This is a genomic window from Robertmurraya korlensis NBRC 107688, from assembly GCF_001591645.1.
Lineage (GTDB): Bacteria > Bacillota > Bacilli > Bacillales > Cytobacillaceae > Robertmurraya_A.
Window position 1 is genome coordinate 16,090 of the sequence record NZ_BCVH01000014.1, and the last position, 26,987, is coordinate 43,076.

The following is a 26,987-nucleotide window of genomic DNA, read 5'->3' on the forward strand; positions in this document are numbered from 1 at the left end:
AAATGTTCATTTTGATACACATTACAAAAACCGCCAATTTGAATCTGGCGGTTTCTTTCTTATATCGCTATTAAACTTAAAGTAGTTCCCATTTTTTTATGGCCTCTTCCTTTTTCTTAAGATTATTAAGGTTACTTGTATACTCTTTCGCATAAATAATTGAAAAAAGTGTATCTAGGATATACTCAAACGATATTTGTGAAGAAAATGTCCCTACTTTGAAGAAGTCATATTCATCATGTGGGACCTCAATGGTCAGATTACATAATCTAGACATGATCGATTCAGAATTACCGGTTAACATGATGGATGGTATTTTCATTGAAGCTAGATATTTTATTATTTTTATGTAAGAAGCTGAATTACCCGTATAACTAATAAAAATTGCACAGTCCAAATCGTCCATGCTTAAAGTGTTCCATGTTGTTTCTCCATATTCATCCGCGATGATTAAGTGCTTGTTAATTTTAATAAATTTGTTTTGAAAGCTACGAGCACGGATCTGAGAATCCCCATTGCCAAATAAATAAACTCGTTTCGCATTTCTAATTATTTCTACTGCTTTATTTAACTGATCCTTATCCAATTTCCCCATTGTTTTTCTAATAGTTTCAATCGTCAAATCAGCCATTTTTTTGGCAATGTTGATAGAACTATCAGTTGGGAGAAAAGGAAAGTTAGGGTCCACATGCGAAATAGTATGTTTATTACTTTGAATTTCATGAATTAATGCTACTTTAAAATTTCTATAACCTGAGAATCCTAATTTCTGACTGAGCCTAATGATTGCAGAGTGGGAAGTAAATGTATTCTCTGCCAGCTCTTGGATATACATATTCGGAACATCCTCTTGGTTCATTAAAATGAAATCAGCGATTCTTTTTTCAGTATCAGTGAACCCTTGCTTCTGTTCGAGTTTCTTTAATAAGGTCATTATTCCCCTCCATTTGTATTGCTACGGCACCATATAAAATGACTAGTTGTTTAAACATTATGTTCATTCTAGTATAACGAATTTTAAGTATTGTTGAAAATCAGGTCCTATCTGTTATAAAAGCGGTCTCAATACTTACTATCTCAAATATAATCAAGCTACCAAAGAAAATTGGAGGAGTTTTTTATGTTAACGATTGCCTATATCGGAAATGGAAAAAGTACCAACCGCTATCACCTACCTTTTTCATTAAAAAATGGAGAAATCCGAGTAAAAAACATATACTCTCCACGAAACAACAGTGTTTGGGGGAAAATTCCTGAAGTGAATTATGTTAATGATATCGATCAAATCTGGATGGACGAAGAGATTCAATTGGTCGTCATTTGTTCTCCAGTAGAACATTATGAATATGCTAAATTGGCACTAGAAAAGGGCAAACATGTATTAGTCGAAAAGCCATTTACACAAACTTCTGATCAAGCAAAAGAGTTATTTGCATATGCAAAAGAAAACAATCTATTTATTCAATGCTATCAAAATCGCCGATTTGATTCAGATTTCCTAACTGTACAAAAGGTTATTAATAGTGGCGTATTAGGAGATATTTTAGAAGTGGAAATGCACTATGATTATTTCAGACCTGAGGTACCAAAGTCTCTAAAGTTTTCTAGAGAACACAGCTATTTATACGGTCACGGATGCCATACAATCGATCAAGTACTCTCGTTCTTTGGTAATCCCAATCATATTACTTATGACGTTAGACAACTTCTTGGAAAAGGACATTTTAATGACTATTTTGATTTGGATTTCTTTTATGATTCCAAAAAGGTTTCTGTTAAATCTAGTTATTTCCGTTTGAAAGAACGTCCTAGCTTTGTCGTTTATGGCAATAAAGGGATTTTTGTTAAACAGACAAAAGATAGGCAAGAAGAACACTTGAAACTATATTATATGCCAACCAATAAGGATTTTGGGATTGATTTACCAGAACACTATGGCGTTTTAACTTTTGTAGATGAAGATGGAAAATATCATGAAGAGAAAGTCATTTCCGAAGTTGGTGACTACGGGCGAATTTACGACGGAGTTTATGAATCGATCATTCATGGAAAAGAAAAAATTGTTAAGGATGAAGAAACAATAAGGCAAATGGAAATTTTAGAAGAAGGAATGAACCATATCAAAGAATAAAAATGATTGTTTGCCATTTAGCAGAAAGAAAGAGGTAGTTCACTTTGAAACTTGCAATACTAGGTTCTGGCCAGATTGTCACAGATTTCTTAACAATGGTGAGAGATTTACCAGATACAGATTTAGTTTCTATCTTTGGAACAAAACAGAGTATACCAAAAATGAAAAAAATGAAAAACAAATATGGGCTTAGAAAAATATATACAGTATATGATGAGTGTTTAAACGATCCCGATATTGATACAGTGTATATTGGATTACCAAATCATCTTCATTATTCTTTTGCAAAAGAGGCATTATTAAGTGGAAAAAATGTCATTTGTGAAAAACCGTTTACCATAAAACTTTCTGAGTTTACTGAGTTAAAAGATATTGCTAAAAGGAATAATCTCATACTAACTGAAGCGATCACAACACAATATTTATCAAATTACATATCCATTAAAGAATCTATTAAAAATCTAGGTGATTTAAAAATTATAGAGTGTAATTATTCTCAATATTCATCTCGATATGATGCTTTCAAAAAAGGGGAAATCTTGCCAGCTTTTAATCCTAAAGCAGGTGGAGGAGCTTTAATGGACATAAATATATATAATATTCACTTTGTGGTTGGGATTTTGGGTAAACCTATTTCAGTAACTTATCTGGCAAACATCAGGAATTCTTTTATTAAACTATCCTACCTGCAAAGTAGTTTGTATTGGCGCAAAAGATTCAACAGCACCTATAAGAACTCTAATTCAAGGGGATAGAGGCTCTATTGTATTAAATGGACCACCTAACATTTGCGATTCTTTTGAGATAAATATATATGGCCAAGAAAGCCGTACGATTGATAACAAAGTGCACCCACACAGAATGTTTGAAGAATTTTGCGAGTTTGCAAGAATGATTAAAGATAGTGATTACTCTAAAGCCAGTCATATGTTAGAACAGAGCCAGATTGTGATGGAAATTGTAGAGGAAGCATTGGCTACGGCAGGAATTGAGTTAGGGTAATAAATTTGATTGTACGTTGAATTAGAATATTGGTCTAGGATCTATACTCTCCAGTTATAAACACTCTATGATATGTCAAGAATTAAGACATAATCATAAGGAGCTGGCGTACTATGATCCATAAACTAAATAAAATAGGTGATACCGATAATAATTGGTCCAACCTTAAAATGATTGGAATTAGCACAGAAGAACACTATCAATGGTTATGGGAAGTTTATCTTCACTATGGAGAAGTAAAACGTATACTAAGCTCAAAGAGAGCAGTTGGTATGTATGGAGGAAGAGAAGCCGCATGGAATTCTGTTGGATATACCCCTCCTGAAGTTGAAGAATATGTTAGTACTTTAAGTAAAATGATAGGACAACTGTACAATCCAACAAAGGAAATAGAAAACCAACACATTCCAGAAATATCATAAAAATAGAAATTGGCCCCTTCTCAGGAGAGTTGGGGCATTGTATTTATCAAGATTTTGTTGCATCTTCAATAATCCAGTCAGATGCGCTTAGTAAATCAGGAAATTCGACAGATTCACGTTGAAAAATGAAAAACCCTTCAAAGTGAGGGTTTCTTTCCACAACAAACATGACATTTTAAATCATATAGATAAAAGGTGTTTCTGTTTCACCTTTGTCATTAGAAGAAAATGATATCTTCTTGTCTTCAAGTAATTTTTCTATTGTTACATAACCTATGTCCTTTTTATATTTTGTACCCCAGCCAGCTCTATAAGCAGTATCTCTTACAGAACCTTTCATTCCTACAAAATACAGTTCGATATTACTTTGTTGTTTTAGTTGATCTTTGAACTCTTCAAGCGATTTACATGCAGTTGTATCCATATCATTAACACCTGAAAAATCTAAAATTACCAAATTCACCTTTGCCCTTTGGAATAGTAAATGTCTAATTTTCTCTTCAAGGTAAAATATGTTCGCAAAATGTAGGGAAGAATCTATTCTTAAAAAAATTACATCGTCAAGTGTCTTAGCTTGAGGAAATCTTCTTAAATCCCGAAACGTTTTTTCCATTTCAAGGTATCCAATTTCTATAATACTTGATTTAAACATTCTACTTAACAATTGGTAGAAACTAAAAGTAGCACCAATTAAGATTCCCCATTGGATACCTACAAGAAGCGTAGCTAGAAATGTAACTAACCAACTCCAACCATCGACGGGTTTAATTTTGATTAATTTTTTAAATTGCTTTAAATCAATTAGCTTATAAACCGCAACAATAATGATTGCAGCTAATACTGCGTTCGGTAGGTAATAAAAATAGGATGTAAAAAATAGGAGTGTAATCAGAATCAGAATTCCTGTAAAAATGGAAACCATTTGAGTAGCCCCACCACTTTGGTGGTTGACAGCACTTCTAGAGAAGCTCCCATTTATCGGCAATATTTGAAAAAAAGATCCGAAGATATTTGCTAGTCCTAGTGCTTTTAGTTCCCGATTAGGATTTATTTTATATTTTTCTTTATCAGCAATCGATTTACCTATTGCTAGTGACTCCATAAATCCAAGTAACGCGATAGTTAGTGCAGGTAGTATGATTTGTTTAACAGTAATTAATGTAAAACTAGGGAAAACAAGAGACGGAAATCCACTTGGAACCATACCAACAATCTTTACCCCTTCTTTGTTTAAACCTAGAGAATAAACACTAATTATAGAAACGAGAATCAATAATAATGCTGCAGGAGCTCGTGGACTTACCTTCTTTAGAATGATTAACAAAGCAATACTAATTATCCCAATTACTAAAGTAATCACATGTAAACTACCAACTCTATTTATAACATCATGAACTAGCAAATGAACTTGAAAGTAATTGCCTAAATCAATCCCTATCAGATGTTTCAATTGACTCAATGCAATGATAATGGCCGCTGCCGAGGTATAACCGCCTAAAACAGCAGGAGAGATAAATCTCACAATAAAACCTAGTTTTAAAACACCGAATAAAAATTGAAATAATCCAACCATTAGAGCTAATAAGATGACAAACGTGACATATTCTGAGGTTCCTGGTTGGCCAACGGTAGATATTCCAGAGAACACTAATAAGGAAGTAATTGCAGTTGGACCAACTGAAAGATGTCTAGAAGATGCAAACAGGGCATAAATAACTAGTGGCAATGTTGATGCATATAACCCCATTACAGGTGGTAACCCTGCCAACATAGCATACGCCATTCCTTGGGGAACTAGCATAACAAAAAGTGTAATTCCTGCAATTAAATCCTTTGACAATATATCACGATTGTATTGTATGTTATTTAGTGGCATAAATTTTTTTAATTTCATATACATCTTTCCTTCTCATTCCATGATTCTCACTCGTTTCTTCATTATATATTTTATATCTTATACCACCCTCACGGCATAGGTATTTTCTTTCCATTCACTCTTTTTCGTTTTCAATAGGTAAATGAAAGGAGGCAAAGTGATATTTGCCTCTAATTACACGCTTATCGAATGTCAGATACACAACGAAACCCTAAATTACTAGAAGACGTATCAGGTGGATTTGAATTACGGGCAGCAACCCGGTAACGATTGCAATATGAGTCATGACAAAGAAATGACCCACCTCTCATTGAACGCCCTCTACCTCTATCAGGTCCCTTTGGATCTTTTATTTTACTATGATCATATCTAGGGTCGAAATAGTCAGAACACCATTCCCAAACATTCCCTGACATATTATAAAGACCATAACCATTTGGCTTAAATGTATCTACAGGTGCTGTTCCTATATACCCATCGCTCATATCGTTATAGGTTGGAAATGTCCCCTGCCATATATTGCAACGATGTTCTCCATCAGGAGTTAACTCATTACCCCAGGGATACCGCTTTTTAACCAATCCACCACGTGCGGCAAATTCCCATTCCGCTTCAGTAGGTAGTCTTTTCCCAGCCCAATCACAGTAAGCCATTGCGTCATTCCATGTCACCTGAACAACTGGATGGTTCATACGCTCTTCAATAGAGGATCCTTTCCCTTCAGGTTGTGACCAATAAGCATCTTTAACAGGTAGCCACCAATGATTAGATGGTTCAGCTAACTCAACCTTGTCCCTATCAACAAATTGATAAAATACAAATGACCAACCATATTTCTCTGACTCAGTAATATAACCTGTATCCTTTACAAAAGCTGAAAAGTCCTTATTCGTTACAGCAAATGTATCCATATGAAAAGGAGATACTTCAACTTCTTTTACAGGGGTTTCTCCATCTTGAGGAAATCCTTCATTAAATGAATCCCCCATATAAAAGCTCCCCCCTGGAATCAAGACCCTTTCTCCATTAGTCTTGGTGGGTTCCTCCAGTAAGGGCTCCCTTGCAAAATCCTTTTCCTTCGTTTCTACATTATGTGTAACTTTATTTCTATTGATGGAACAACAGGTCTTTCTATTATCCGTATTCATAGGGGACTCCTCTTTAAAGTGCTAAATGTTTATTTTGAATTAGTCTATTCTTAAAGCCATATTTAATTGATAAATGGTAAAAGGCTGTTCTTCTTTTGGCACATTCCCCTCTACCCAATGTTGAATTTGCTCCGTATCAATAACATGGCCATTTCCTAGTGAGATAAAGTAATTAGTTAATTCTTCTTTCATTTCACCTTTTAATATACCCTGCAACAATAAATACCCCTCTTTTGTGCCGCTATTACTAAATGAAAGCCCATTTAAGGAGATTTCCTTTTCTTTACCGATACTTTCATGCTCATTTATTAGGTCGTTTTCAGAATTAACTTTATCAAGCCCATAATAAGCATAAAGCTCTTGTGGTGCTTCATTTTCTTTCATTAAATGTTTCATTCTTTGAATCATTTCGAATTCCTTTTTTATATCATAAATCGGTAGTTCTTGTTTTGGATCCTCTTTATAGTTATAAAGTCTATTCTGATATCGTTGATAACTCTTCATCATATTAGTATCTGATTCAACTTTTAATACACTGATCCCCTTAGTAAAGCTAAACGAGTTATCCAAGGTTATATTTGTAAGTTCTTTTGGTGTAAAACGTCTTTCCATTCGCATGGGTGATAATGTATATTCGTATAATTTACCCTCATAATTCGGACTTGGAAATCTCATATAAACGTATTCCCCATCAGAAATATTTATACTGCTTGCATAGGCCCCAAACAATACATCATCATGATTTGGATGCTCCTCATGTATGATTGTTGTTAGTGGTTTTCCATCCATATCATTAGGAATGGTTAAATTAAAAAATTCTAAAATGGTTGCAGGAACATCAATGGTCTGAGCCAACTGCTCACAATGAACATTTTGTACCCTACTACGGGGATCCCAGATAAAAAATGGCAATTGCGCAACTTCATTATAGAAAGGCATAATATTTTTACCCCACCACTCATGTTCACCTAATAGAAAACCGTGATCTGTGTTTACAATGAGCATGGTATCTTCCCATAAATTCCATTCATCCATATAATCCAATACTTTTCCTAAATATTCATCACACATCTTAACTAGTGCTTTATAGTATCCTTGTACCATGTTTCTTTTATCATTGGAAAAATCATCATGGGTATACGTTATCCATCCATCATATTCATCGGTAACACCACACATATCCAAATATTTCTTTGGTACAAAAAACGGTTCGTGAGGGTCAAAGCATTCTATTTGTAAAAACCAATGATCAGCATCTTTGTTTTCTTTTAAAAAATGAAGTCCTGCTTCCACGGTTCGATAGAGAGGGTGATCCTCTTCCCTTTGCATATATTCTCGGTTAACCAAATCCTGAGTGATACTTCCTAATTTTCTTTCCTTCATTTTAGGGTGAAGATTCTCTAGACCCTTAACTTCCATATTCTTTACTACTCTTGGCTTCCACCGATCCCCTTCTTGGCCCCTAATTAATTCATATGAAGAATAACGAGGGTGATATGTAGCACCACCATCTCTCCAATAATGTTTATGATCTGTTACCAAATGAGTATATACACCGTTATTTGTTAAGATTTCTGGCATTGAGTCATCAAACGGCTCGACTGGTCCCCATCCTCTATGAAGAAAATTGTAGCGACCCGTGTGAAGTTCACGACGAGCAGGCATACATGGCAAACTCCCAGCAAAGAAGTTATCGAATCGAACTGATTTTTCTGCCAATCGATCGAAATTTGGTGTACTGATATCTGTTCCTCCGTATGGAGTTAAGTAATCTCTTCTTAAGGTGTCAAACATAACTTGAATTACTTTCATTTGGTACTCAGTCCTTTCCTTTGTTCACAATTTCACTTAAATGAAGTAGAAGGAAAGTAATAGATTACCTTCCTTCTTCTATATAAATATTTTAGCTTACTAGAGTTATTAAACTATCACCATGATTAATTTGATGTTTGTTAGTTGCTATAAAATCATTATACTTATCCGTATTTGTGATCACGACAGGTGTTGTTAGGGAGTAACCGGCCTTTTTAATTTGTTCAATATCAAAATCGATTAGTAATTGACCTTTTTCCACCCTTGCTCCTTGATCAATATGAGTAGAGAAAAACTTCCCTTTTAGTTGTACTGTATCCATTCCTATATGAATCAAGATTTCTACACCATCATCAGTTGTTATACCAACGGCATGTTTCGTTGGGAAAATAGCTGAGATTGTTCCAGAAACAGGTGAAACTAATCTACCTTCAGTCGGCTCAATCGCGATTCCTTTTCCAAGTGAGCCTGAGGCAAAAGCGATGTCCTCAATTTCAGATAATAATCTTACTTCACCTTTTAAAGGACTAGATATTTCTTCATTTTTCTCCAAATTCTCATTTTTCCTTTTGCCTTTATTAGGATCCTCTATTTCCTTTTCCTTCCCTATACCACCGAAAAAGTAAGTTAGCGTAAAGCCAAGGATTACGTTTACAACCATAGCGATAATACCACCCCAGAATCCTAAGGTAATACCTTCTGGGCTTATCTTAGACGGAATTCCGAAAACACCCATTCCACCCATCATGTATGCTTTCGTCCCCATTCCCCCCATAATTGCGCCCCCAACTGCTGAGGTAATAAGGGTTAATATAAATGGTCTTTTTAGCGGAAGTGTAATACCATAAAGCGCAGGCTCTGATACTCCAAAGAATGCTGAAACTGCTGCTGGAATACTAAGTGTCTTTATTTTTTGCTGTTTTGTCTTAACAAAAACTCCAAGTACAACACCCAAAGTTGCCATTGATGTAGCAGATGTTAAAACTAATAGAAAGTCATATCCCATTACACTTAAGTTATTGATTCCAATAGGAATTAATCCCCAATGTAATCCAAACATTACAAATAGTTGCCATAATCCACCAATTACTATTCCTGCTATTAAAGGACTTAAATCATATGCCCAGATGGAAGCATTTCCTAGGAGCATGCCGATCCATGTGGCAATTGGACCAATAATTATGAATGTTAGTGGAACAATTACTAATAGGGTAAAGAAAGGCACCAAGAAGGTTTTAACAACATCCGGAATTACTTTAGAAAAGAACTTCTCCAGTTTAGCCCCTACAAAAGTAGCAAGCACAATCGGAATAACTGAAGATGAGTACGTCATCAAAATAACTGGTATCCCTAGAAACGTTATAAAGACAGGCGATTGAAACATCGTTCCTTCAAATAAAGTATAAAGTGGTTCTCCCGCTCTTAAACCGGTTATAGCTGGATAAACTAATGCTGCTCCTATCGCCATACCAACAAATTGATTTAAGTTGAACTTTTTTGCAGCTGTAAGACCTAAAAAGATTGGGAAGAAAAAGAATAGTGCGTCACCAACAGCATTTAAAATCTGATATGTTCCTGTTGTATTTGTATATATGCCTAATGCTACAAACATTGCGTTAAACCCTTTAATCATACCGGTTGCAGCTAACACACCCAATGTTGGAGCAAATATCCCCGAGATAATATCAATAAATTTATTAAAAAGACCTTGTTTTTTACCATCCTCTTCTTCTGAGGATACTTCAGATTGAAAACCTCCAACTTCTACAACTACTTTGTAAACATCAGGAACATGATTTCCGATAACGACTTGGTACTGGCCCCCACTTTGCATCACTGTTACGACGCCATCCATGTCTTTCAATACATCAGTATTAGCCTTACTTTCGTCTCTTAGCTTAAAACGTAAGCGGGTAACACAATGAACAACACTAATAACATTTTCTTTGCCACCAATATTATTAATTATGTCTTTTGCTAATTGTTCATATTTCATATTGACCCTTCTCCCCTTTTTTCTTTTTCTAATGGACCCAATTAATCACAAAACCCCTTAAAGTGTTACAAGTTCTTCTATTGTCCTATGAACTGAAAGCGCCTTCTATTGGATTATAGTTTATTAACATCGTTGGTTGTAGTATGTTCGGGTCTTTTGGGAAACGGTTTCAACATTTGGGAACATCCGCCTTTGAAAATATATAGAAAAAGTTTAAGAAAAAACGGGGTCTATACGTACCCCGTTTTAAGTCTCAATGGTAGAACTCCTATAAATTTTTGTATTTTATGTAACTATAAGCCAGTAATTCAATAATTACATTGAAAGGACTAGATATAGATAGCAAATTAGATATTTGATTATCCATGTCAACATGAGCAGTAATACTAAATGTTGAATGATTAGCCAACCAATTATTTCCGGTAGAAGTGATTCCAAGTATTTTTACGTTCTTCAGAATAGGTGTTGATAGTTCTTCCTTTAATATTTGGTTATTACCTGATCCAGAGAAAACAATAAGTAGATCTTTTTCACACATTCTCTCAATCATTATCTGATAAAGAGTAGTCTGTAAACCTATAGGAAGAACCTGCATTTCTTTACCTAATCCTAAGAAAATTCTTTGCATCTGTGCAGCCATACTTTGCTGTGAGAGTCCCGTCCCTATTAAATAAACATGTTCGCTTTCATCGATTGCCTGATGTATGTTATCAAGATTCAAATTCTTGAAGGTTTCTATTGTTTTTTTAACGCTCTCGCTTAGGAGATCCCCTAGTTCACTATATGTTATTGAATTCTCAGAAAAAAAATTTCCCCATTTTAAGAAATTTTTCATTTCAGTAAATCCAGAAAAACCTAACTTCTGAGCAAATCTTAAAACAGATGATTTAGAGGTTAAACTATTTTTTGCTAGTTCATTGATGCTCATCTTTGAAATATCCTCTGTACTATTCAGTAAATATCTTGCTATCGCAATATCTCCCTCAGTAAACGAAGTATATTTTTCTTTTATCAGATCTTCGAGTTTCATTTATAAACCTCCCCTAAATACATTCGTTTTAATGTCACCTTTTATTAACAAACAATTATAAATGATATTTCTTTAAAAAAAATATAAATATTCACTTTAGTTTTTACTAATCTAATGCTATCTGTTCCTTTTGTATCTAAATTAGTGATTTATATCATATCCGCTTTTCACGCTAGCTTCTAATATACAGATAATATCACCTTTTGGGAGTGAACATAAATGGCGACAGAGTCTATGGTAGCAACAACCTCACTATCTGGAGTAATGTGGAAAACAGTCTCGGAAGCTTGTAATCTAGCTTGCGATTACTGCTATTACAGTCGGTGCAATGGGAGACCAGACAATATCCAAGTAATAGAAGATGATGTTCTTGAAAAATTTATAAAAGAATATATGACCTTAAAACGAGGGGTGGTTCCCTTTGTATGGCAAGGTGGAGAGCCATTATTAGCAGGACTAAATTTTTTCAAAAAGGTCGTTCGATTACAAGCAAAATATGCTCCTAAAAACACCATTATTAGTAACTCAATCCAAACAAACGGAACATTAATTACTGAAGAATGGGCTAATTTCTTCAGGGAATATAAATTTTTTGTCGGGGTAAGTGTTGATGGGCCTGAATCAATTAACGATAGTCGGAGAGTGACTGGTTCAGGAAAAGGAAGTTATCGAACGATAATGAAAGGCATAGATTGCTTACGTGCAGCTGGGGTTGAATTTAATATCTTGACCGTCTTACATGAAAATAATATTAATCATGCAAAAGAATTAATGGATTTTTATAAGGAACATAGATTTCCCTACATCCAATTTATCCCTTGTATGGATTTCCTTGCTCAAGATATCACCCAAACCGGATCATACTTAATCACTCCTAAAGAATATGGAGATTTCCTTTGTAAAGTTTTTGATATTTGGTATAACAATAGATATCCAGAAATGTCGATTCGCTTCTTTGATAATATGCTTGCCGTCTATCTTAACGAACAACCTCAAATTTGCACGAATCAAAAATCTTGTCCAAAAACACTTGTTTTTGAGCAAAATGGGGATGCATACCCTTGTGATTTCTTTATTGACCAACAATATAAATTAGGAAATATACGAACAGATTCATTAGAAGAAATACTCTCCCATTCTAACATGGATAAATTCCAAGCAATGAAACCTTTACTTCCGAATTCTTGTAAAACATGTGAGTTTCTTAAACTTTGTCATGGCGGGTGCCCACGAAATCGAATTACTGAGAACAACGTAACTGGAGTAGATTATTTTTGTAGTAGCTTCAAACAAGTTTATCGATATGCACATGATAGAATGCTTGAACTAGCTATAAATATTAAAAGAGCGCGTATGAATGAATTAAAGGATAGTGGTTACCGATTTCCAGAAAGAAATGAACAATGTTTGTGTGGGAGTGGGAAGAAATTTAAAAAGTGCTGTGGGCCTTTATTGGTGTAACTTCTTTTTTTAAGAAACAGAATAGGTAATTAGTGGAGTAGACTTTTTTAAAAAAGTACAAAAAGAGCACCATTTACATGAGCGGAACCCTCAAAAGTTAATTTCGCTCTAACTTTTGTAGTACCATCACGAAACCGTGCTCATAATACCCTTTAATGTGTTGAGGTTAACGGGGATATAAATATAATGTTGGGATTCTTGGCATTGATTGTTATTCGGCCCTCCCTCACCCTCACATTTATACTAAAATCCTTTCTTTATCCTTCTAATCTGCTCAATGTGGTTTTGTATGTGTTCTAAAGAGTGTTCTAGTAATTCCTTAAAAGTAAATTCCCCTTCTATATTGTGGGTACCTACTCGAAAAAAATCATCCTCCTCTAATTCATTTAAAATAGGGGTAAAACTGTTGATCATAGTATTTAATAACGAAAGATATAACTGATGATCAAGCGCTTGTGTCTTTAATTGAGATGTCCAAGCATCTTGATCAAAGGCAGTAAGTATTGGATTTTCTTCTGATAAAACTGATTTCATTCGATGAATATGTACAAGTTCAGCATCCGTTACATGGATAATAATTTCCCTTATACTCCAGCTATTTTCATGTGGTTTAAATAAGAATTGGTCATCTGTTACCCCTTCAATTTCATTAACAATTTTATGGTAACTTTCTTTGTATTCGTCAATTAAATGTTTCATATAACCCTCCTTAATGTTGTTTAGCCTTTCTGAACAGCTGGATTTTTTCAATTTCCTCTAAATGTGCCTCTGACAGTTTCTCTAATATCTTTAAACCTTTTGAGGTTACCCGAATCAAAACACTTCTACCGTCCTCTGGATTGTTCTCCCGAGTAACCAGACCTCCCTCTGCACAACGATCAATTAATCCTACACATGCATGATGGGTTATTTGCAACCTTTCAGCCAATTCAGTTGTGGTTACTACACTCCGCTTTGGAAAACCCTGAATAGCAAGTATTAATTGGTGTTGTTGTGCAGTGAGCCCTTGCGACCGGGCAGCTTCCTCACTAAACTTCTGAAACCTTCTAAGTTGATAACGAAACTCTGCTAAATATTCATATACCTCTTTCGATAACAAAGTATCCACCCTTTCTATATTGTTAATTATATCTCAACGTGATATAATTCAAAACAACAAAGTATCTTAATGCGATATAATATGGGTGGAGGCGATTGTTTGTGGCATTTATTGTATCCAACTAGTATCACTGGAATTTTAATATTCCTGATTGGTTCATTTTTAACTGTGAATTCCTATATCGACAATTTCAGGTCCAAACATAGGTAATAAGCCTAAAGAAAAATAGTAACCGCAGAATAAATTAATAGCAGACTCATAACGAATCGAAATAACTGGTCATGCTTGGCAAAGAACTTTTTGAACAGTGATCCAAACCCTGACCACAATAGTAAGGCTAACCATCCTAGAAGAATGGCTAAAGCTAAATAAGCATTTACAGATGTAAGAGAATCATTAAACGGTAAAATAAACGCACTTAACACTGTTAAAAAGAACAAGATGCTTTTAACATTTATGAGTTGAAAAATAAACCCCGAAAAAAAAGAAGACTGCACACCTTGGATATCCCTCTTTGTTGCTTTTGGTAAACAGACCTGCCAGGTTAAGTAAAGAAGATATGTCGCACCAGCTATTTTAAAATATGGCTCTATAACAGGAATCCAATTGTATAGGCTAGTTGTAAATATTCCACTTATTATCCCTATTGCCGCAAACCCCAACAAGATGCCGCTAATAAATCGCCATGAACCAATAAAACCAAACCTCCTTGCTTCATTCATCATAAGAATATTACTTGGACCAGGCGTAATAGATGTAATGATCACATACGAAAGAAACGCTACTATACTCATACTCTCACCTTCTTTTTACTAATTTACTGTCGAACCGCTTTTATTGTATGATAAAAATAATTATTAATAAAATTGAAATTAATAATTTCATTATCATTTTTTTCGATAGATCATACAGCATAAGGAGAACGATATGGAAATTAGACACCTAGTAACGTTTCAATCTATTATAGAAATCGGAAGTTATACAGGAGCTGCTTTGAAGTTAGGATATACTCAATCGACCATAACTTCTCATATTCAGGCACTTGAATCCGAGATTGGTGGAGAACTTTTTACCTATATAAATAGAAATTTGCAGCTTACTCAGTTAGCTAGAGAGTTAATACCTTTAGCAGAAGATTTGCTTTCTACTCACGAACAGATTAAAAGCATGAAGAGCACCAACGAAGTGAAAGGTGTATTAAAAATAGCTGCACCGGAGTCTCTAACCATCTCCATGTTGTCTCCAATAATAAAGGAATATTCCCTAAGGTACCCCAATGTCAAACTAATATTAACCAATGGTACATGTGGACAAAACCAAAATGATTTAATTAGTGGACGAGTAGATGTTGCCTTCATGGTCTATCCCGATATAAAACTCGAAAAATGCATTCATTATTCTTTAGGTGAAGAGAAAATCGTACTAGTAAGTAATATTGAAGGTCCAGAACATTTTGATGAATATAAAAAAAATAACTACAACCAATATTTCATTACAAATGAAGAAGGCTGTAGTTATCGCTCAATGTTTGAAAGAATTCTATTAAGGGAAGGCATCGATACCTTTCAAACAATGGAATTGTGGAGTATAGAAGCAATTAAACAGATTGTGAAAAGTGGTCTTGGATTTTCTGCCTTACCTTACATTACTGTTAAGGAAGATGTAGAAAGTGGCCAGCTTAAACTCTTAAATCATTCTGAAAAGTTCGAACCATTCTATTCTCATATGTTGATCAAAAAGAAAAAATGGTTATCTCCAGCAGTAGAAGGTTTTATTGAGCTTATTTTACAATCTACTAGTACCAACAAAAAAGCTGCCAATTAATCTTGGCAGCTTTTTGCTATTAAAAATTAATTTCTAATAAGATAATCAAATGCACCTAGGGCTGCAGTTGCTCCAGAACCCATAGATATAATAATTTGCTTGTAAGCACTGTCCGTACAATCACCAGCAGCAAATACGCCAGGAATGTTCGTAGCACCATGCTTGTCCACTACGATTTCACCGAAGCGAGTACGCTCAATCGAGTCACCTAACCAATCGGTATTAGGTACCAGACCGATTTGGACGAACACACCTTGTAATTCAACGTGGTGTTCTTCTCCCGTTTCACGATCGGTGAAAGAAATACCGTTAACCTTATCAGTTCCAGTGATTTCCTTCGTTTGAACATTTTTATGAACCGTTACGTTTGGTAGGCTATATAGTCGGTCTTGTAAGACAGAATCAGCTTTCAGCTCAGGCATAAACTCAAGAACTGTTACATGTTTCACAATCCCTGCCAAGTCTATAGCAGCTTCAATACCAGAATTACCTCCACCAATTACTGCAACGTCCTTTCCTTCAAATAATGGACCATCACAATGTGGGCAGTAGGCAACGCCCTTGTTTTTAAATTCTGCTTCACCTGGTACACCAACATTACGCCAACGTGCACCCGTTGAAAGGATAACGGTTTTACTCTTTAAGACAGCACCATTTTCGAGCTCAAGCTCAATAAGGTCTTTCTTTTCTATCCCTTTGGCACGTTGTAAGTTCATTACATCGATACCATAATCTTTCACATGCTCTTCAAGGCTTGCAACAAGCTTCGGACCTTCAGTATATTTCACACTGATAAAGTTCTCTATGCCCATAGTATCCATTACTTGACCACCAAAGCGCTCAGCAACAATACCTGTACGAATGCCTTTGCGGGCTGCATAGATTGCTGCACTCGCACCTGCTGGACCGCCCCCAACAACAAGAACATCGTAAGGATCCTTATCAGAAAGTTCAGAGGCATCAGGGCCAGTCCCCATTTTAGCAAGGATTTCTTCAAGTGTCATACGACCACTGCCAAAGTTTTCTCCATTGAGAAGAACGGTTGGCACTGCCATTATCTCTTTACTTTCAACCTCTTCTTTAAATGCTGCACCGTCAATCATAGTGTGTGTAATGTTAGGGTTAAGAACACTCATAACATTCAGTGCCTGTACAACGTCAGGACAGTTGTGGCAGGTTAGACTGATATATGATTCAAACCGGTACTCGCCCTTAATTTTTTTAATTTGTTCAATTACAGATGGATCTACTTTAGGAGCTCTGCCACTTACTTGTAGTAGCGCCAGAACTAGTGATGTAAACTCGTGACCAAGTGGGATACCAGCAAAAACAATTCCAGTATCTTCTCCTACACGATTTACACTAAAGCTAGGTGTTCTCTCTAATTGAGTGTTTTCTACTTTAATTTTTGATGACATTGTAGCTAATTCGTCCACTAGAGCTAGCATGTCACGAGAAACATCGTCAGAACCTGCACTCACTTTGAGTAAAATTTCACCCTCCATCAGTTCAAGATATTGGGCTAATTGTGCTTTAATATCTGCATCTAATAACATAATCCTGCTCCTTAAATCTTACCTACTAGGTCAAGACTTGGCTTAAGTGTAGCTGCCCCTTCTTCCCATTTTGCTGGACAAACTTCACCTGGGTTATTACGAACATACTGAGCCGCCTTCACTTTGTTTACAAGTGTGCTTGCGTCACGGCCAATACCACCTGCATTAATTTCTACAGCTTGGATCACACCATCTGGGTCGATAATAAATGTACCACGATCTGCAAGACCTTCTTCTTCGTCTAGAACGTCAAAGATACGAGTAATCTTTTGAGAAGGGTCACCAATCATAATGTATTCAATTTTGCCAATCGCTTCTGAATGATCATGCCATGCTTTGTGTGTAAAATGAGTATCAGTTGATACAGAATATACTTCCACTCCAAGATCCTTTAAAGTTGCATATTGATTTTGAAGATCTTCTAATTCTGTAGGACAAACAAAAGTGAAATCTGCTGGGTAAAAACAAACAATGCTCCATTTCCCTTTAAAATTCGCTTCTGATACGTCGATAAATTCTCCCTTTTGGTACGCTTTTGCAGCAAATGGTGCTACTTCTTTTCCAATTAGTGACATAGTAATTATTTCCTCCTAATAGATGTTTAGATGATTCTAAAATACGTTGAAATAACCCTTATTAAGAATCATTATAAATACATAGTTATTATTATTGTATATTAAATATTTTTTGTCAATGAAAATCCTCATTTAAATATGATTTTAAAAACAGATTGAATGACAATTTAACAAGCCAATTGAGAACAACCGATCGTGATAATATTCACAAAGGGATAAATAACTAGGATTGATTTGACAGCAATTCCAACATTCATACAAAAACTATTCTATACAATTATCAATATAACATACCCGAATGAAAAATATAAATATCACCTCTTAAGGGTTTTCTTTACTATCACTCATATAATTGAGAGCGTTTTAGAATTTTTTTCAAAAGCAACAAATTAGAAGCAAAAAGAAGCACAAACCTATAAGGTGAGTGCCTCCTCTTCCTTTCAATCTTTTTACTTATTTCCTCTGTAAAGTTACGAACGGTTCCAATCAAAGCCAACTTTCTTTAAGAATGCGCGAGCCAGAACCATATGCCCGGCAGCTGTAGGGTGGACACGGTCCCAAGCCAATGTGGCTGAATATAGTTCTTTTAATACTGCATTAAAAGCAGCTTGGGTATCAATGAATAAACACCCTTCTTCTTCTGCTATTTTCTTTACCACTAGCCCGTATTGATCCATGGACTGTCGCATCTGGTCTAGCTCGTTGCTTTCTATATAAAATGGAGTCATAAGGATCATCCCCTTCACTAAAGGTTTGGTCTCCTTAACAAGCTTCCTAAGGGTATCCTCATATTCCTCTAGATACACATGCCATTCTTTAATAAAAGGAGTGTCATATTGTCGCCAAACATCGTTGATCCCAATCATGATAGATACCCAATCTGGGTTTTGGCTAATAACATCTTCTTGCCATCTGTTTTTCAGATCGCGAACGGTATTCCCGTTTATCCCCTTATTGACAACTCTTATCCCAAGTTCCGGATAAACCGCTTGCAATAGCGCATCAACATAAGAGACATAGCCCTTACCTAGAGCCTGAAACAACCCTTCTCCTTCTGGTTTTACTCGCTCACAATCAGTAATAGAATCCCCAATAAATAATAGTTTTTGAGACGGCTCAATGATCATTTCTATTCCTCCAGAAAATATATTAGTAACCTGTTTCTATCATTCTAACAAATTCATCTAATGTATGGTTCTGAAGGATCAGCATTCGCGGAAGTTCATATCGATTACTTCCGTCCGGGCTTAGAAATCATTTCCTGAATTCACTTAACTTCTGATTTAATTCTTTTGTTTGTCTATATACCTGTTGATAAATAGCAAATAACTTTCTATAAGCTTTCACATTTTCTTCAATAGGAAGATATGTTTTTGAGGTTTGAATAAATTCTTCTGCACACTTCTTTAGCGATGGATACCAGCCACACCCATAGGCTGCTAACATAGCAGCTCCCATTCCAGGACCTTGTTCACTCGAAAGCTTTTCAATCTTTGCATTAAAAATATCTGCTTGCATCTGCAACCATACATCACTCTTTGCCCCCCCACCGATAGAAACGATGGAATCAATCTTTTTTCCACTGCTTCTAAAAATTTCGATGGATTCATTTAATGAAAAGGTGATTCCCTCAAGGACTGCACGAACAAATTGCTGACGTTCATGTGCCGCATCCACACCAACAAAACTGCCTCGGATAGTTGAATCCGCATGTGGCGTTCTTTCCCCGACGATATACGGAGTAAAAAGTAATCCATTACTTCCAGCCGGTACATTTTCAATTCCATCTAAAAATCGATCAAATGCCTCGTCCTTTGCAAACATATCTTTAAACCAGCTTAAACTATAGCCAGCTGCAAGAGTCACACCCATGGTATAGTAAGCGTTTTCTTCACTATGATTAAAATAATGAACCTTTCCTTCAAAATCTAAATCATTTCTTTCTTCATAAGAAAGCACAACACCAGAGGTACCGATACTGCAGAGAGTTTTCCCCTCTGATAGGATCCCAGAGCCAATCGCACCACACGCATTGTCTGCACCGCCGGCAAATACTTTTATCCCTTCTGACAACCCGGTTTCTTTTGCAACTTTAGCCGTTATGCTTCCAACAAAAGCTTGAGACTCTACTAGAGGTGGACATAAATTAGGTGAGAGGTCAAAGGCTTCTAAGATTTCTGTACTCCATTCGTGCTTGGCCACATTTAGTAATAAGGTACCCGCCGCATCAGAGTACTCCATGTGAACATTCCCCGTCATTCGGTAACGAAGATAATCCTTTGGAAGCAGAAACAAACTGGCTCTCTCAAAAATTTCTGGTTCCTGCTCTTTTACCCAAAGAATTTTAGGTAAAGTAAAACCCTCTAAAGCAGGATTTTTTGTTATTTCGAGTAATTTCTGTTTCCCGACGGTCTCGTAAATCTCTTGACACTGTTTCGTCGTCCTTGTGTCATTCCATAAAATCGCATTTCTTAATACTTGATGCTGATTATCTAGTAAAACTAATCCATGCATTTGGCCGGAGAAGCTCATGCCCTCAATATCGTTTACATCTCCTTCAAATTGTTCCACCAATTCAGCCAAACCTGCTGTCGTTTTTTCCACCCATTCTTCCGGGTTTTGTTCCGAGTAACCAGATTTGTCAATAATAAGGGGGTAAGATTTAGATATCTCTATACACACTTCTCCATTTTGATTAACAAGTAATATTTTTACGGCACTCGTACCAAGATCAACACCAATGACGTATTTCATTTTGTCTCATCCTCTCTATCCAAAAATGTGCTGGAGTAAATATACTGCCAGCACATTTTTGATTATTTTCGTTATTAAACTGTTACACTAGTAAGGGTCTCAAGTATATATTGGTTAATGACTGCTTTTAAGCGTTCTGTTCTACCTGATTGATTTTTGATTTCTGTTAATTGAAGTGCATACTCTTCTAATTCACGGAAGTTCGTTCTTCCTTCTACAATTTCTAGACCAATTCCTTTTGTAAAGCTGCTATAGCGTTCCTCAACGAAACTGTCGAGCACCTTGTCTTCAATTAACTTATTCGCAACTTTTAGACCAATCGCAAATGCATCCATTCCAGCGATATGTGCATGGAACAGATCTTCCGCTTCAAACGATCCTCTTCTAACTTTTGCATCAAAGTTTAGACCGCCACTACCTAAGCCACCATTTTGTAAGATTTCATACATTGCCAATGTATTGGTATATAGGTCCGTTGGGAATTCGTCTGTATCCCACCCAAGTAGTGTATCACCTTGGTTAGCATCAACAGAACCAAGCATTCCATTAATTCGAGCAGTTCTTAATTCATGTTCAAATGTATGGCCCGCCAGTGTAGCATGATTTGCTTCAATATTAAACTTGAAATAATCGGTTAAATCATATTTTTGCAAGAATGCAATACCAGTAGCTACATCAAAATCATATTGGTGTTTGGTAGGCTCTTTCGGTTTTGGCTCAATTAAGAATGGAACATTCAAGCCAATTTCTTTCGCATAGTCTACTGCCATATGAAAGAAACGTGCTAAGTTATCCTGTTCAAGTGTCATATTTGTGTTAAGGAGTGTTTCATATCCTTCGCGGCCACCCCAAAATACATAGTTCTCTGCGCCAAGTTCATTTGCTACCTCTAATGCCTTTTTCACCTTTGCTGCAGAATAAGCGAATACGTCTGCATTAGGGGAAGTAGCTGCCCCATGAACATATCTTGGATTCGTAAACATGTTAGCAGTATTCCAAAGCAATTTGGTTTTGCTAGTTTTCATGTATTCCTTAATCATTCCAACGATCACGTCTTGATTCTCATTCGTCTCTTTTAATGTTCTTCCTTCAGGGGCTATATCAACATCATGGAAGGCAAAAAAAGGAACATGTAACTTTTCAAAAAGCTCAAATGCAGCCTCCACTCGTGCTTTTGCTAAATCTAAGCCTTTTAAATGGTCCCACGGACGAATAGCTGTCCCTACACCAAACGGATCTGAACCATCAGCAGTAAATGTATGCCAGTAAGCAACGGAGAAACGTAGGTTTTCCTCCATCGTTTTCCCATTTACCACTTCCTCAGGATTATAATACTTAAATGATAGTGGATTTTTAGATCCTGCACCTTCAAATTGAATTTTGTTAATTAATTCGAAATACGCCATGGTTCTTCCTCCTAATTTTTAAAAATTTGTTCCTTCCCACTTAGTTTATATGATAAACAAACTAAGTGGGAAGGAACTCTCTTAAGTTAATAATAACATCTATCAACTAAGTTTGTATATTCAATAAACAAACTTTTTATGTTACTATACATGTACTATTACACAAGGAGTTTTTAGCATTGGAAACCATTACATGGAATCAACAAGTTGTAAAAAAAAATAACAAAGCCCTCGTATTACAACTGATTATGGAAAAAGAGCCCATTTCAAGAGCTGACATTGCTCAAGTTTCTGGATTAAATAAAGCAACCGTTTCTTCTTTAGTAAATGAATTATTAGCCGCAGATCTTGTTTATGAATCCGGTCCTGGAGAATCTAGTGGAGGCCGTCGCCCTGTAATTCTCCATTTTAATAAAGTAGTTGGTTATTCCATTGGAATTGATATCGGAGTTAACTATGTATTGTGTGTACTAACTGATTTAAAAGGGAATATCGTAATAGAAAAAAATCACCCTTTTCATAGGTCCCCATATGCTGCTACCATCGAGATTGTTAAAGAAATGGTCCTATCATTAATTGACGAGATGCCTAGCAGTAGATATGGAATTGTTGGGATTGGCGTAGGCGTACCTGGGATTGTTAACAAAGAGGGCTCTGTTCTGTTAGCCCCTAATTTAGGGTGGAAAAACATTCAAATAAAAAAGGATCTTGAGGACTTTTTCCAAGTTCCTGTATTCATTGAAAATGAAGCAAATGCTGGGGTATTTGGTGAACAACAGTTTGGTATTGGTCAAGATTATCAAAACATCATTTATATTAGTGCAGGAATCGGAATCGGCGTAGGGATCATTTTAAACAAAGAACTTTACCAAGGGAAAAATGGCTTTTCTGGTGAAATGGGACATATGATCATAGATATTAAGGGAAAGCCATGTAATTGTGGCAGCAGGGGCTGCTGGGAAGCATATGCTTCTGAACAGGCTCTGTTGGAGAAGGCTGGAGAAAATAGGAATTCACTTGAAACCTTAATACAATTAGCTAGTAGTGAAGATAAAAATGCTCAGAATTTATTTAAAGAAATAGGTACTTACCTTGGATATGGAATCAACAATATTATCAATACCTTTAACCCTGACCAAGTAATTATAGGAAATCGTTTATCGATGGCTAGAGAATGGATCGAGCAACCCATACGTTCGACGGTTGAAAATCACTCGCTCGCATATCATCAAAATGAATTTCAACTAGATTTCTCAAGACTTGGGAATCATTCAATTGCACTAGGTATGTCTGCTTTTGTTGTTGAGAGTTTTATTAAAGCTTGAAGAGATGCAAAACATGCAATTAAATAGGGATTGCACATGCAATCCCTATAAACTTTCTCCATATGCAACATTCTATAAATTAAACCCCGACTGTTTGTTTAGGTTCAACATATACATCAGTATCTAACTCACCCGTTACCTTACTAGTCAAGACTCCAGCCGTCATACTTCCGCTTACATTCAATGCTGTACGCCCCATATCGATTAATGGTTCAACAGAAATTAACAGACCAGCTAAGGCAACTGGTAAATCAAGTGCAGATAATACGAGGATAGCAGCAAACGTTGCTCCTCCCCCAACACCAGCAACACCAAATGAACTGATGGCTACCACTAAAATGACAGTAAAGATAAAACTCGGGCTTAATGGATTGATCCCAACTGTAGGCGCAATCATGATAGCTAACATCGCTGGATAAACACCTGCGCATCCATTTTGCCCAATTGTTAGACCAAAGGAACCAGCAAAATTTGCTATTCCTGTTGGAACCCCCAACTCTTCGGACTGAGTTTTCACATTAAGTGGCAAAGTACCTGCACTAGTTCTTGATGTAAAAGCAAATGTAAGTACTGGGAGTACCTTCTTTACATAAGTAATTGGATTTAAACCCGCCAACGAAAGCAGTAATAAGTGAATCAAAAAGACAATTCCTAATGCTACGTAAGAGGCAATCACGAATTTCCCTAGCTTCACAATTGATTCATAATCACTTGTTGCCGTCACTTTCGTAATGATTGCTAATACCCCATATGGAGTTAAGCGTAAAATCAGCGTTACTACACGCATCGTAATCGTATTTAAAACGTTAACTAGTTTGGCAAATGATTCTGCCACCTCGGGCTCCTTACGCTTAACCCCAAGATAGGCCACTCCGATAAAAGCCGCAAAAATAACAACGGCAATAGTAGATGTTGCTCTAGCCCCGGTTAGGTCTAAAAACGGATTTGCAGGTATCAAAGAAAGTATTTGTTGTGGAATGGTTAAGTTTTCTACTTCTCCTAACCTGACCTCAATCTCTTCGCCACGAGCAGTTTCCGCATCTCCTGCTTGGATTTGAACCGCTTCTAAATCAAATACCAACGTGGTTCCAATTCCAACCGCTGCAGAGATGGCTGTCGTTCCTACTAATATACCAATAATAAGTGCACTAATCTTTCCAATATTTTTTGACAGCTTTAGCTTGGTGAAAGCAGCTACAATTGAAATAAATACAAGCGGCATAACAACCATTTGCAACAACTTCACATAGCCTGAACCTACAATTGAAAACCAATCAATGGTACCTGTAATTACTTCTGATCCTGCCCCAAAAATAAACTGTAATGCGAGACCAAATACAATCCCTAACCCTAACGCGATAAATACTCGTTTTGAAAACGATACATGCTTTTGCTGTAATTTAAATAATCCAAAGATTAATAGAAGCATGACTACAATATTAATGATTGTCAAAGTCACTGTCATCAAAGTCCCCTCCAAACTCAAATTCAATATTTTAATAATATAAACTACATTATCCCTATTTGTAAACTAGGAATTAAATTTAATTCAAATCACAATGATGCTCTCAATACTACCAAATGCTTTCCAAAACAAAGAAACCCCTAATTAGGGGTTCCTTTGTTGAACTGTTACAATTATGCCTTTAGTGCTAACTCAACTAAGCGTTGTGCAGATGCTTTTACTTCTTCTAGACCTGAAGCAATAATTTCCTGTGCTTTATCTGGCATAGCATTATGTCCTTCAATAACAACTTCATCAATGATCTGCATTCCGAACACTCCACCGAAAACATTACGCATATAGTTCACAGCCATTTCCATCGGCGCTGCTTCAGGAGCTGAATATACCCCACCACGAGCATTAAGGAAAATAGCTTTCTTTTCAGGCATTAAGCTAACCATGTTTCCAGACTCATCATATTTAAAAGCAAAACCTGCTGCATATACATAATCAATAAATGTTTGTAATTTTGCAGGAATCGTTAAGTTCCATAATGGGAATGCAAAAACAACAACATCTGTATTAGAAAGTACATCCATTGCTTTTTGTTTTGCAGCCAAAAGACGTGATTCAACGTCTGTTAATTCTCCACCATTTTGAACCTTACCAAATGCATTAAAAAGCTCTTGACCAAAATATGGTGTATCTTCTTCAAATACATCATAAACTGTAACGTTTACGTCTTTTCCCTCTAACTCTGCCATAAACGTTTCGTACATTTTGCTAGAAATCGCCTCTGAAGCAGGGCGGTTATTTGCTTTTACAACTAAAATATTCATATTATATTCTCTCCTCAATTTTATTACTTCGCAAGGCTATCCATACCGTCTAACCTAACTATAATTATTATAATCTGAGTCAAATAATTGTTAAGTACGCACTTAAAAGTGGTATAGTATCATAATGTATACCACTGTATAGCAACAGAATCATTTCGTTCAAATACATTTTTATATAAAGGAGGAAATGAAGTTGGAAATAAAACCTGAGTTGTGTCGTGTGGATGACGCATTAAATATATTAACTGGAAAGTGGAAGCCCATTATCCTTTTGCACCTGTTAACAAAAGGAACTCTTCGATTCGGTGAATTAAAAAGAAGTATGCCTGGAATTACTCAGAAGATGTTAACCAATCAGCTACGTGAATTAGAAGAAGAAGACATTGTTCAACGTGTGGTTTACCCACAGGTTCCACCAAAGGTAGAGTATTCCATCACGGAGTATGGGAAAAGCCTAGAACCCATATTAAGAGCCATGCATGATTGGGGAACACAACATAATTTACATATGAAACAAAAAAAGGTAATAAATAGTAACAACTATTAAAGCTGCCTTGGTTGGCAGCTTTTGCTTTTATGCTTGAAGCCCCTACGCTTTTGATTGTTTATCTCGATAATAACCTGGGGTCACCCCTACATGTTTCTTGAATAACTCTGAAAAATGCCGATAATTATTATAACCAACACTTTCACTTACTTCGTTTACTTTTGCTCCACTGTGCAGCAACTTTTTTGCCTGTTCAATCCTTAACTTCGTCACATACTTTATGTAAGACTCTCCCATTTGTTCCTTAAATAACACACTAAAGTAAGCACTACTTATGTTTGAATGCTCAGCAACTTCTTGTAGACTAAGTTCTTTATTGTAGTTGTCTTGGATAAAATGGAGAGCACGCTCAATGGCGATATGTTTTGGCTCTACTTGATTATTCTCCACCCATTGAAAAATTTGTTTCATTTGCTGTGTAAACCAATGACATAGTTCTAATGACGAGTGCTTGTCGGCAATTTCCAAATGCGGCAAATATCCCTTTTTCCAAAGACTTTCTTTAGCTACCTCCATACTTAGATAAATAAGTCTTAGCATTTTGCCTTTTACTATTTCTGGATCTAATTTCTGTTCTATCATGGAACAATTAAATTCCTCTATTTTTTTTAAAAACGCTTCGAGGTCTAGAGTATGGAGACTGAGTAGAAGTGATCGCTTTTTTATTGTTAGTTCCTCTTCTGTTAAAACCATCCCCTCATTTTCAAATTTGGTGGCCTTTAACATCGTGGTATCAACTC

25 protein-coding genes are annotated in these 26,987 nt (G+C 36.0%); 8 read left to right on the plus strand and 17 right to left on the minus strand.

Annotated features, from left to right (window positions below):
• Positions 1 to 76: 76 nt before the first annotated feature.
• Positions 77 to 934: a MurR/RpiR family transcriptional regulator gene (locus BKO01S_RS16740; RefSeq protein ID WP_066056690.1), complete on the minus strand. Its 858-nt coding sequence runs from the start codon at positions 932 to 934 to the stop codon at positions 77 to 79.
• Between the two features lie 186 nt (positions 935 to 1,120).
• On the opposite strand from BKO01S_RS16740, the gene BKO01S_RS16745 reads away from it, so the two are divergent.
• The 4 genes from BKO01S_RS16745 (at position 1,121) to BKO01S_RS16755 (ending at position 3,555) form a co-directional block, all read left to right on the plus strand.
• On the plus strand, positions 1,121 to 2,131 hold the full coding sequence (locus BKO01S_RS16745; protein ID WP_066056693.1) for a Gfo/Idh/MocA family oxidoreductase: 1,011 nt from the start codon (positions 1,121 to 1,123) through the stop codon (positions 2,129 to 2,131).
• 44 nt (positions 2,132 to 2,175) lie between these two features.
• Positions 2,176 to 2,886, plus strand: a complete 711-nt coding sequence (locus tag BKO01S_RS16750; RefSeq protein WP_369691004.1) for a Gfo/Idh/MocA family protein — start codon at positions 2,176 to 2,178, stop codon at positions 2,884 to 2,886.
• A 106-nt stretch (positions 2,887 to 2,992) separates the two neighbouring features.
• Entirely contained in the window at positions 2,993 to 3,133 is a 141-nt protein-coding gene (locus BKO01S_RS25235; protein ID WP_369691005.1) for a hypothetical protein, read from the plus strand.
• A 113-nt stretch (positions 3,134 to 3,246) separates the two neighbouring features.
• Positions 3,247 to 3,555 (plus strand): hypothetical protein, encoded by a 309-nt coding sequence (locus tag BKO01S_RS16755; protein WP_066056696.1) that lies wholly within the window; start codon positions 3,247 to 3,249, stop codon positions 3,553 to 3,555.
• Positions 3,556 to 3,730: 175 nt separating this feature from the next.
• Here BKO01S_RS16755 and BKO01S_RS16760 read toward each other — a convergent pair whose 3' ends face one another.
• The 5 genes from BKO01S_RS16760 to BKO01S_RS16780 all read right to left on the minus strand — a co-directional run bounded on the left by BKO01S_RS16760 (position 3,731) and on the right by BKO01S_RS16780 (position 11,417).
• Positions 3,731 to 5,449 (minus strand): SulP family inorganic anion transporter, encoded by a 1,719-nt coding sequence (locus BKO01S_RS16760; protein WP_232311265.1) that lies wholly within the window; start codon positions 5,447 to 5,449, stop codon positions 3,731 to 3,733.
• A gap of 164 nt (positions 5,450 to 5,613) precedes the next feature.
• The gene (locus BKO01S_RS16765; protein WP_066056703.1) at positions 5,614 to 6,579 is read right to left on the minus strand and encodes a formylglycine-generating enzyme family protein; all 966 of its coding nucleotides are present in this window, start codon (positions 6,577 to 6,579) and stop codon (positions 5,614 to 5,616) included.
• Between the two features lie 39 nt (positions 6,580 to 6,618).
• Entirely contained in the window at positions 6,619 to 8,391 is a 1,773-nt protein-coding gene (locus BKO01S_RS16770; protein ID WP_066056706.1) for a sulfatase, read from the minus strand.
• 91 nt (positions 8,392 to 8,482) lie between these two features.
• Positions 8,483 to 10,387, minus strand: coding sequence for a beta-glucoside-specific PTS transporter subunit IIABC (locus BKO01S_RS16775; protein ID WP_066056710.1), 1,905 nt, complete (start codon positions 10,385 to 10,387; stop codon positions 8,483 to 8,485).
• Positions 10,388 to 10,655: 268 nt separating this feature from the next.
• Positions 10,656 to 11,417 (minus strand): MurR/RpiR family transcriptional regulator, encoded by a 762-nt coding sequence (locus tag BKO01S_RS16780; protein WP_066056713.1) that lies wholly within the window; start codon positions 11,415 to 11,417, stop codon positions 10,656 to 10,658.
• 219 nt (positions 11,418 to 11,636) lie between these two features.
• Between BKO01S_RS16780 and BKO01S_RS16785 the strand changes: the two genes are divergently transcribed.
• The gene (locus BKO01S_RS16785) at positions 11,637 to 12,878 is read left to right on the plus strand and encodes an anaerobic sulfatase maturase (RefSeq protein ID WP_066056716.1); all 1,242 of its coding nucleotides are present in this window, start codon (positions 11,637 to 11,639) and stop codon (positions 12,876 to 12,878) included.
• A gap of 243 nt (positions 12,879 to 13,121) precedes the next feature.
• On the opposite strand, the gene BKO01S_RS16790 is transcribed toward BKO01S_RS16785, so the two are convergent.
• From BKO01S_RS16790 to BKO01S_RS16800, 3 genes are all read right to left on the minus strand, one after another.
• Complete coding sequence (locus BKO01S_RS16790) at positions 13,122 to 13,577, minus strand: DinB family protein (protein ID WP_066056718.1); 456 nt, start codon at positions 13,575 to 13,577, stop codon at positions 13,122 to 13,124.
• Between the two features lie 10 nt (positions 13,578 to 13,587).
• Positions 13,588 to 13,986, minus strand: a complete 399-nt coding sequence (locus BKO01S_RS16795; protein WP_066056721.1) for a MarR family winged helix-turn-helix transcriptional regulator — start codon at positions 13,984 to 13,986, stop codon at positions 13,588 to 13,590.
• A 206-nt stretch (positions 13,987 to 14,192) separates the two neighbouring features.
• Positions 14,193 to 14,771, minus strand: coding sequence for a LysE family transporter (locus BKO01S_RS16800; RefSeq protein WP_066056724.1), 579 nt, complete (start codon positions 14,769 to 14,771; stop codon positions 14,193 to 14,195).
• A 133-nt stretch (positions 14,772 to 14,904) separates the two neighbouring features.
• On the opposite strand from BKO01S_RS16800, the gene BKO01S_RS16805 reads away from it, so the two are divergent.
• The gene (locus tag BKO01S_RS16805; protein ID WP_066056727.1) at positions 14,905 to 15,801 is read left to right on the plus strand and encodes a LysR family transcriptional regulator; all 897 of its coding nucleotides are present in this window, start codon (positions 14,905 to 14,907) and stop codon (positions 15,799 to 15,801) included.
• A 26-nt stretch (positions 15,802 to 15,827) separates the two neighbouring features.
• On the opposite strand, the gene ahpF is transcribed toward BKO01S_RS16805, so the two are convergent.
• The 5 genes from ahpF to xylA form a co-directional block, all read right to left on the minus strand.
• Positions 15,828 to 17,357 carry an alkyl hydroperoxide reductase subunit F gene (ahpF, locus tag BKO01S_RS16810; protein WP_066056730.1) on the minus strand — a complete coding sequence of 510 codons (1,530 nt, stop codon included), beginning with the start codon at positions 17,355 to 17,357 and terminating at the stop codon, positions 15,828 to 15,830.
• Positions 17,358 to 17,368: 11 nt separating this feature from the next.
• Complete coding sequence (gene ahpC, locus BKO01S_RS16815; RefSeq protein WP_066056731.1) at positions 17,369 to 17,932, minus strand: alkyl hydroperoxide reductase subunit C; 564 nt, start codon at positions 17,930 to 17,932, stop codon at positions 17,369 to 17,371.
• Positions 17,933 to 18,402: 470 nt separating this feature from the next.
• A complete protein-coding gene (locus tag BKO01S_RS16820) occupies positions 18,403 to 19,059 on the minus strand; it encodes an SGNH/GDSL hydrolase family protein (protein WP_066056734.1) in 657 nt (218 codons plus the stop codon).
• Positions 19,060 to 19,186: 127 nt separating this feature from the next.
• Entirely contained in the window at positions 19,187 to 20,686 is a 1,500-nt protein-coding gene (gene xylB / locus BKO01S_RS16825; RefSeq protein ID WP_066056739.1) for a xylulokinase, read from the minus strand.
• 74 nt (positions 20,687 to 20,760) lie between these two features.
• The gene (gene xylA / locus BKO01S_RS16830; protein ID WP_066056742.1) at positions 20,761 to 22,092 is read right to left on the minus strand and encodes a xylose isomerase; all 1,332 of its coding nucleotides are present in this window, start codon (positions 22,090 to 22,092) and stop codon (positions 20,761 to 20,763) included.
• Positions 22,093 to 22,271: 179 nt separating this feature from the next.
• Between xylA and BKO01S_RS16835 the strand changes: the two genes are divergently transcribed.
• Positions 22,272 to 23,417 (plus strand): ROK family transcriptional regulator, encoded by a 1,146-nt coding sequence (locus tag BKO01S_RS16835; protein WP_084362119.1) that lies wholly within the window; start codon positions 22,272 to 22,274, stop codon positions 23,415 to 23,417.
• Between the two features lie 79 nt (positions 23,418 to 23,496).
• Here the strand turns inward: BKO01S_RS16835 and BKO01S_RS16840 are convergent, their stop codons facing one another.
• Both BKO01S_RS16840 and BKO01S_RS16845 read right to left on the minus strand, forming a co-directional pair.
• A complete protein-coding gene (locus tag BKO01S_RS16840; protein ID WP_066056744.1) occupies positions 23,497 to 24,882 on the minus strand; it encodes an L-cystine transporter in 1,386 nt (461 codons plus the stop codon).
• 173 nt (positions 24,883 to 25,055) lie between these two features.
• A complete protein-coding gene (locus tag BKO01S_RS16845; protein WP_066056746.1) occupies positions 25,056 to 25,700 on the minus strand; it encodes an FMN-dependent NADH-azoreductase in 645 nt (214 codons plus the stop codon).
• A gap of 193 nt (positions 25,701 to 25,893) precedes the next feature.
• On the opposite strand from BKO01S_RS16845, the gene BKO01S_RS16850 reads away from it, so the two are divergent.
• Positions 25,894 to 26,247: a winged helix-turn-helix transcriptional regulator gene (locus BKO01S_RS16850; RefSeq protein ID WP_066056748.1), complete on the plus strand. Its 354-nt coding sequence runs from the start codon at positions 25,894 to 25,896 to the stop codon at positions 26,245 to 26,247.
• A 42-nt stretch (positions 26,248 to 26,289) separates the two neighbouring features.
• Here BKO01S_RS16850 and BKO01S_RS16855 read toward each other — a convergent pair whose 3' ends face one another.
• Positions 26,290 to 26,973 (minus strand): helix-turn-helix domain-containing protein, encoded by a 684-nt coding sequence (locus BKO01S_RS16855; RefSeq protein ID WP_066056750.1) that lies wholly within the window; start codon positions 26,971 to 26,973, stop codon positions 26,290 to 26,292.
• Positions 26,974 to 26,987 lie beyond the last annotated feature (14 nt).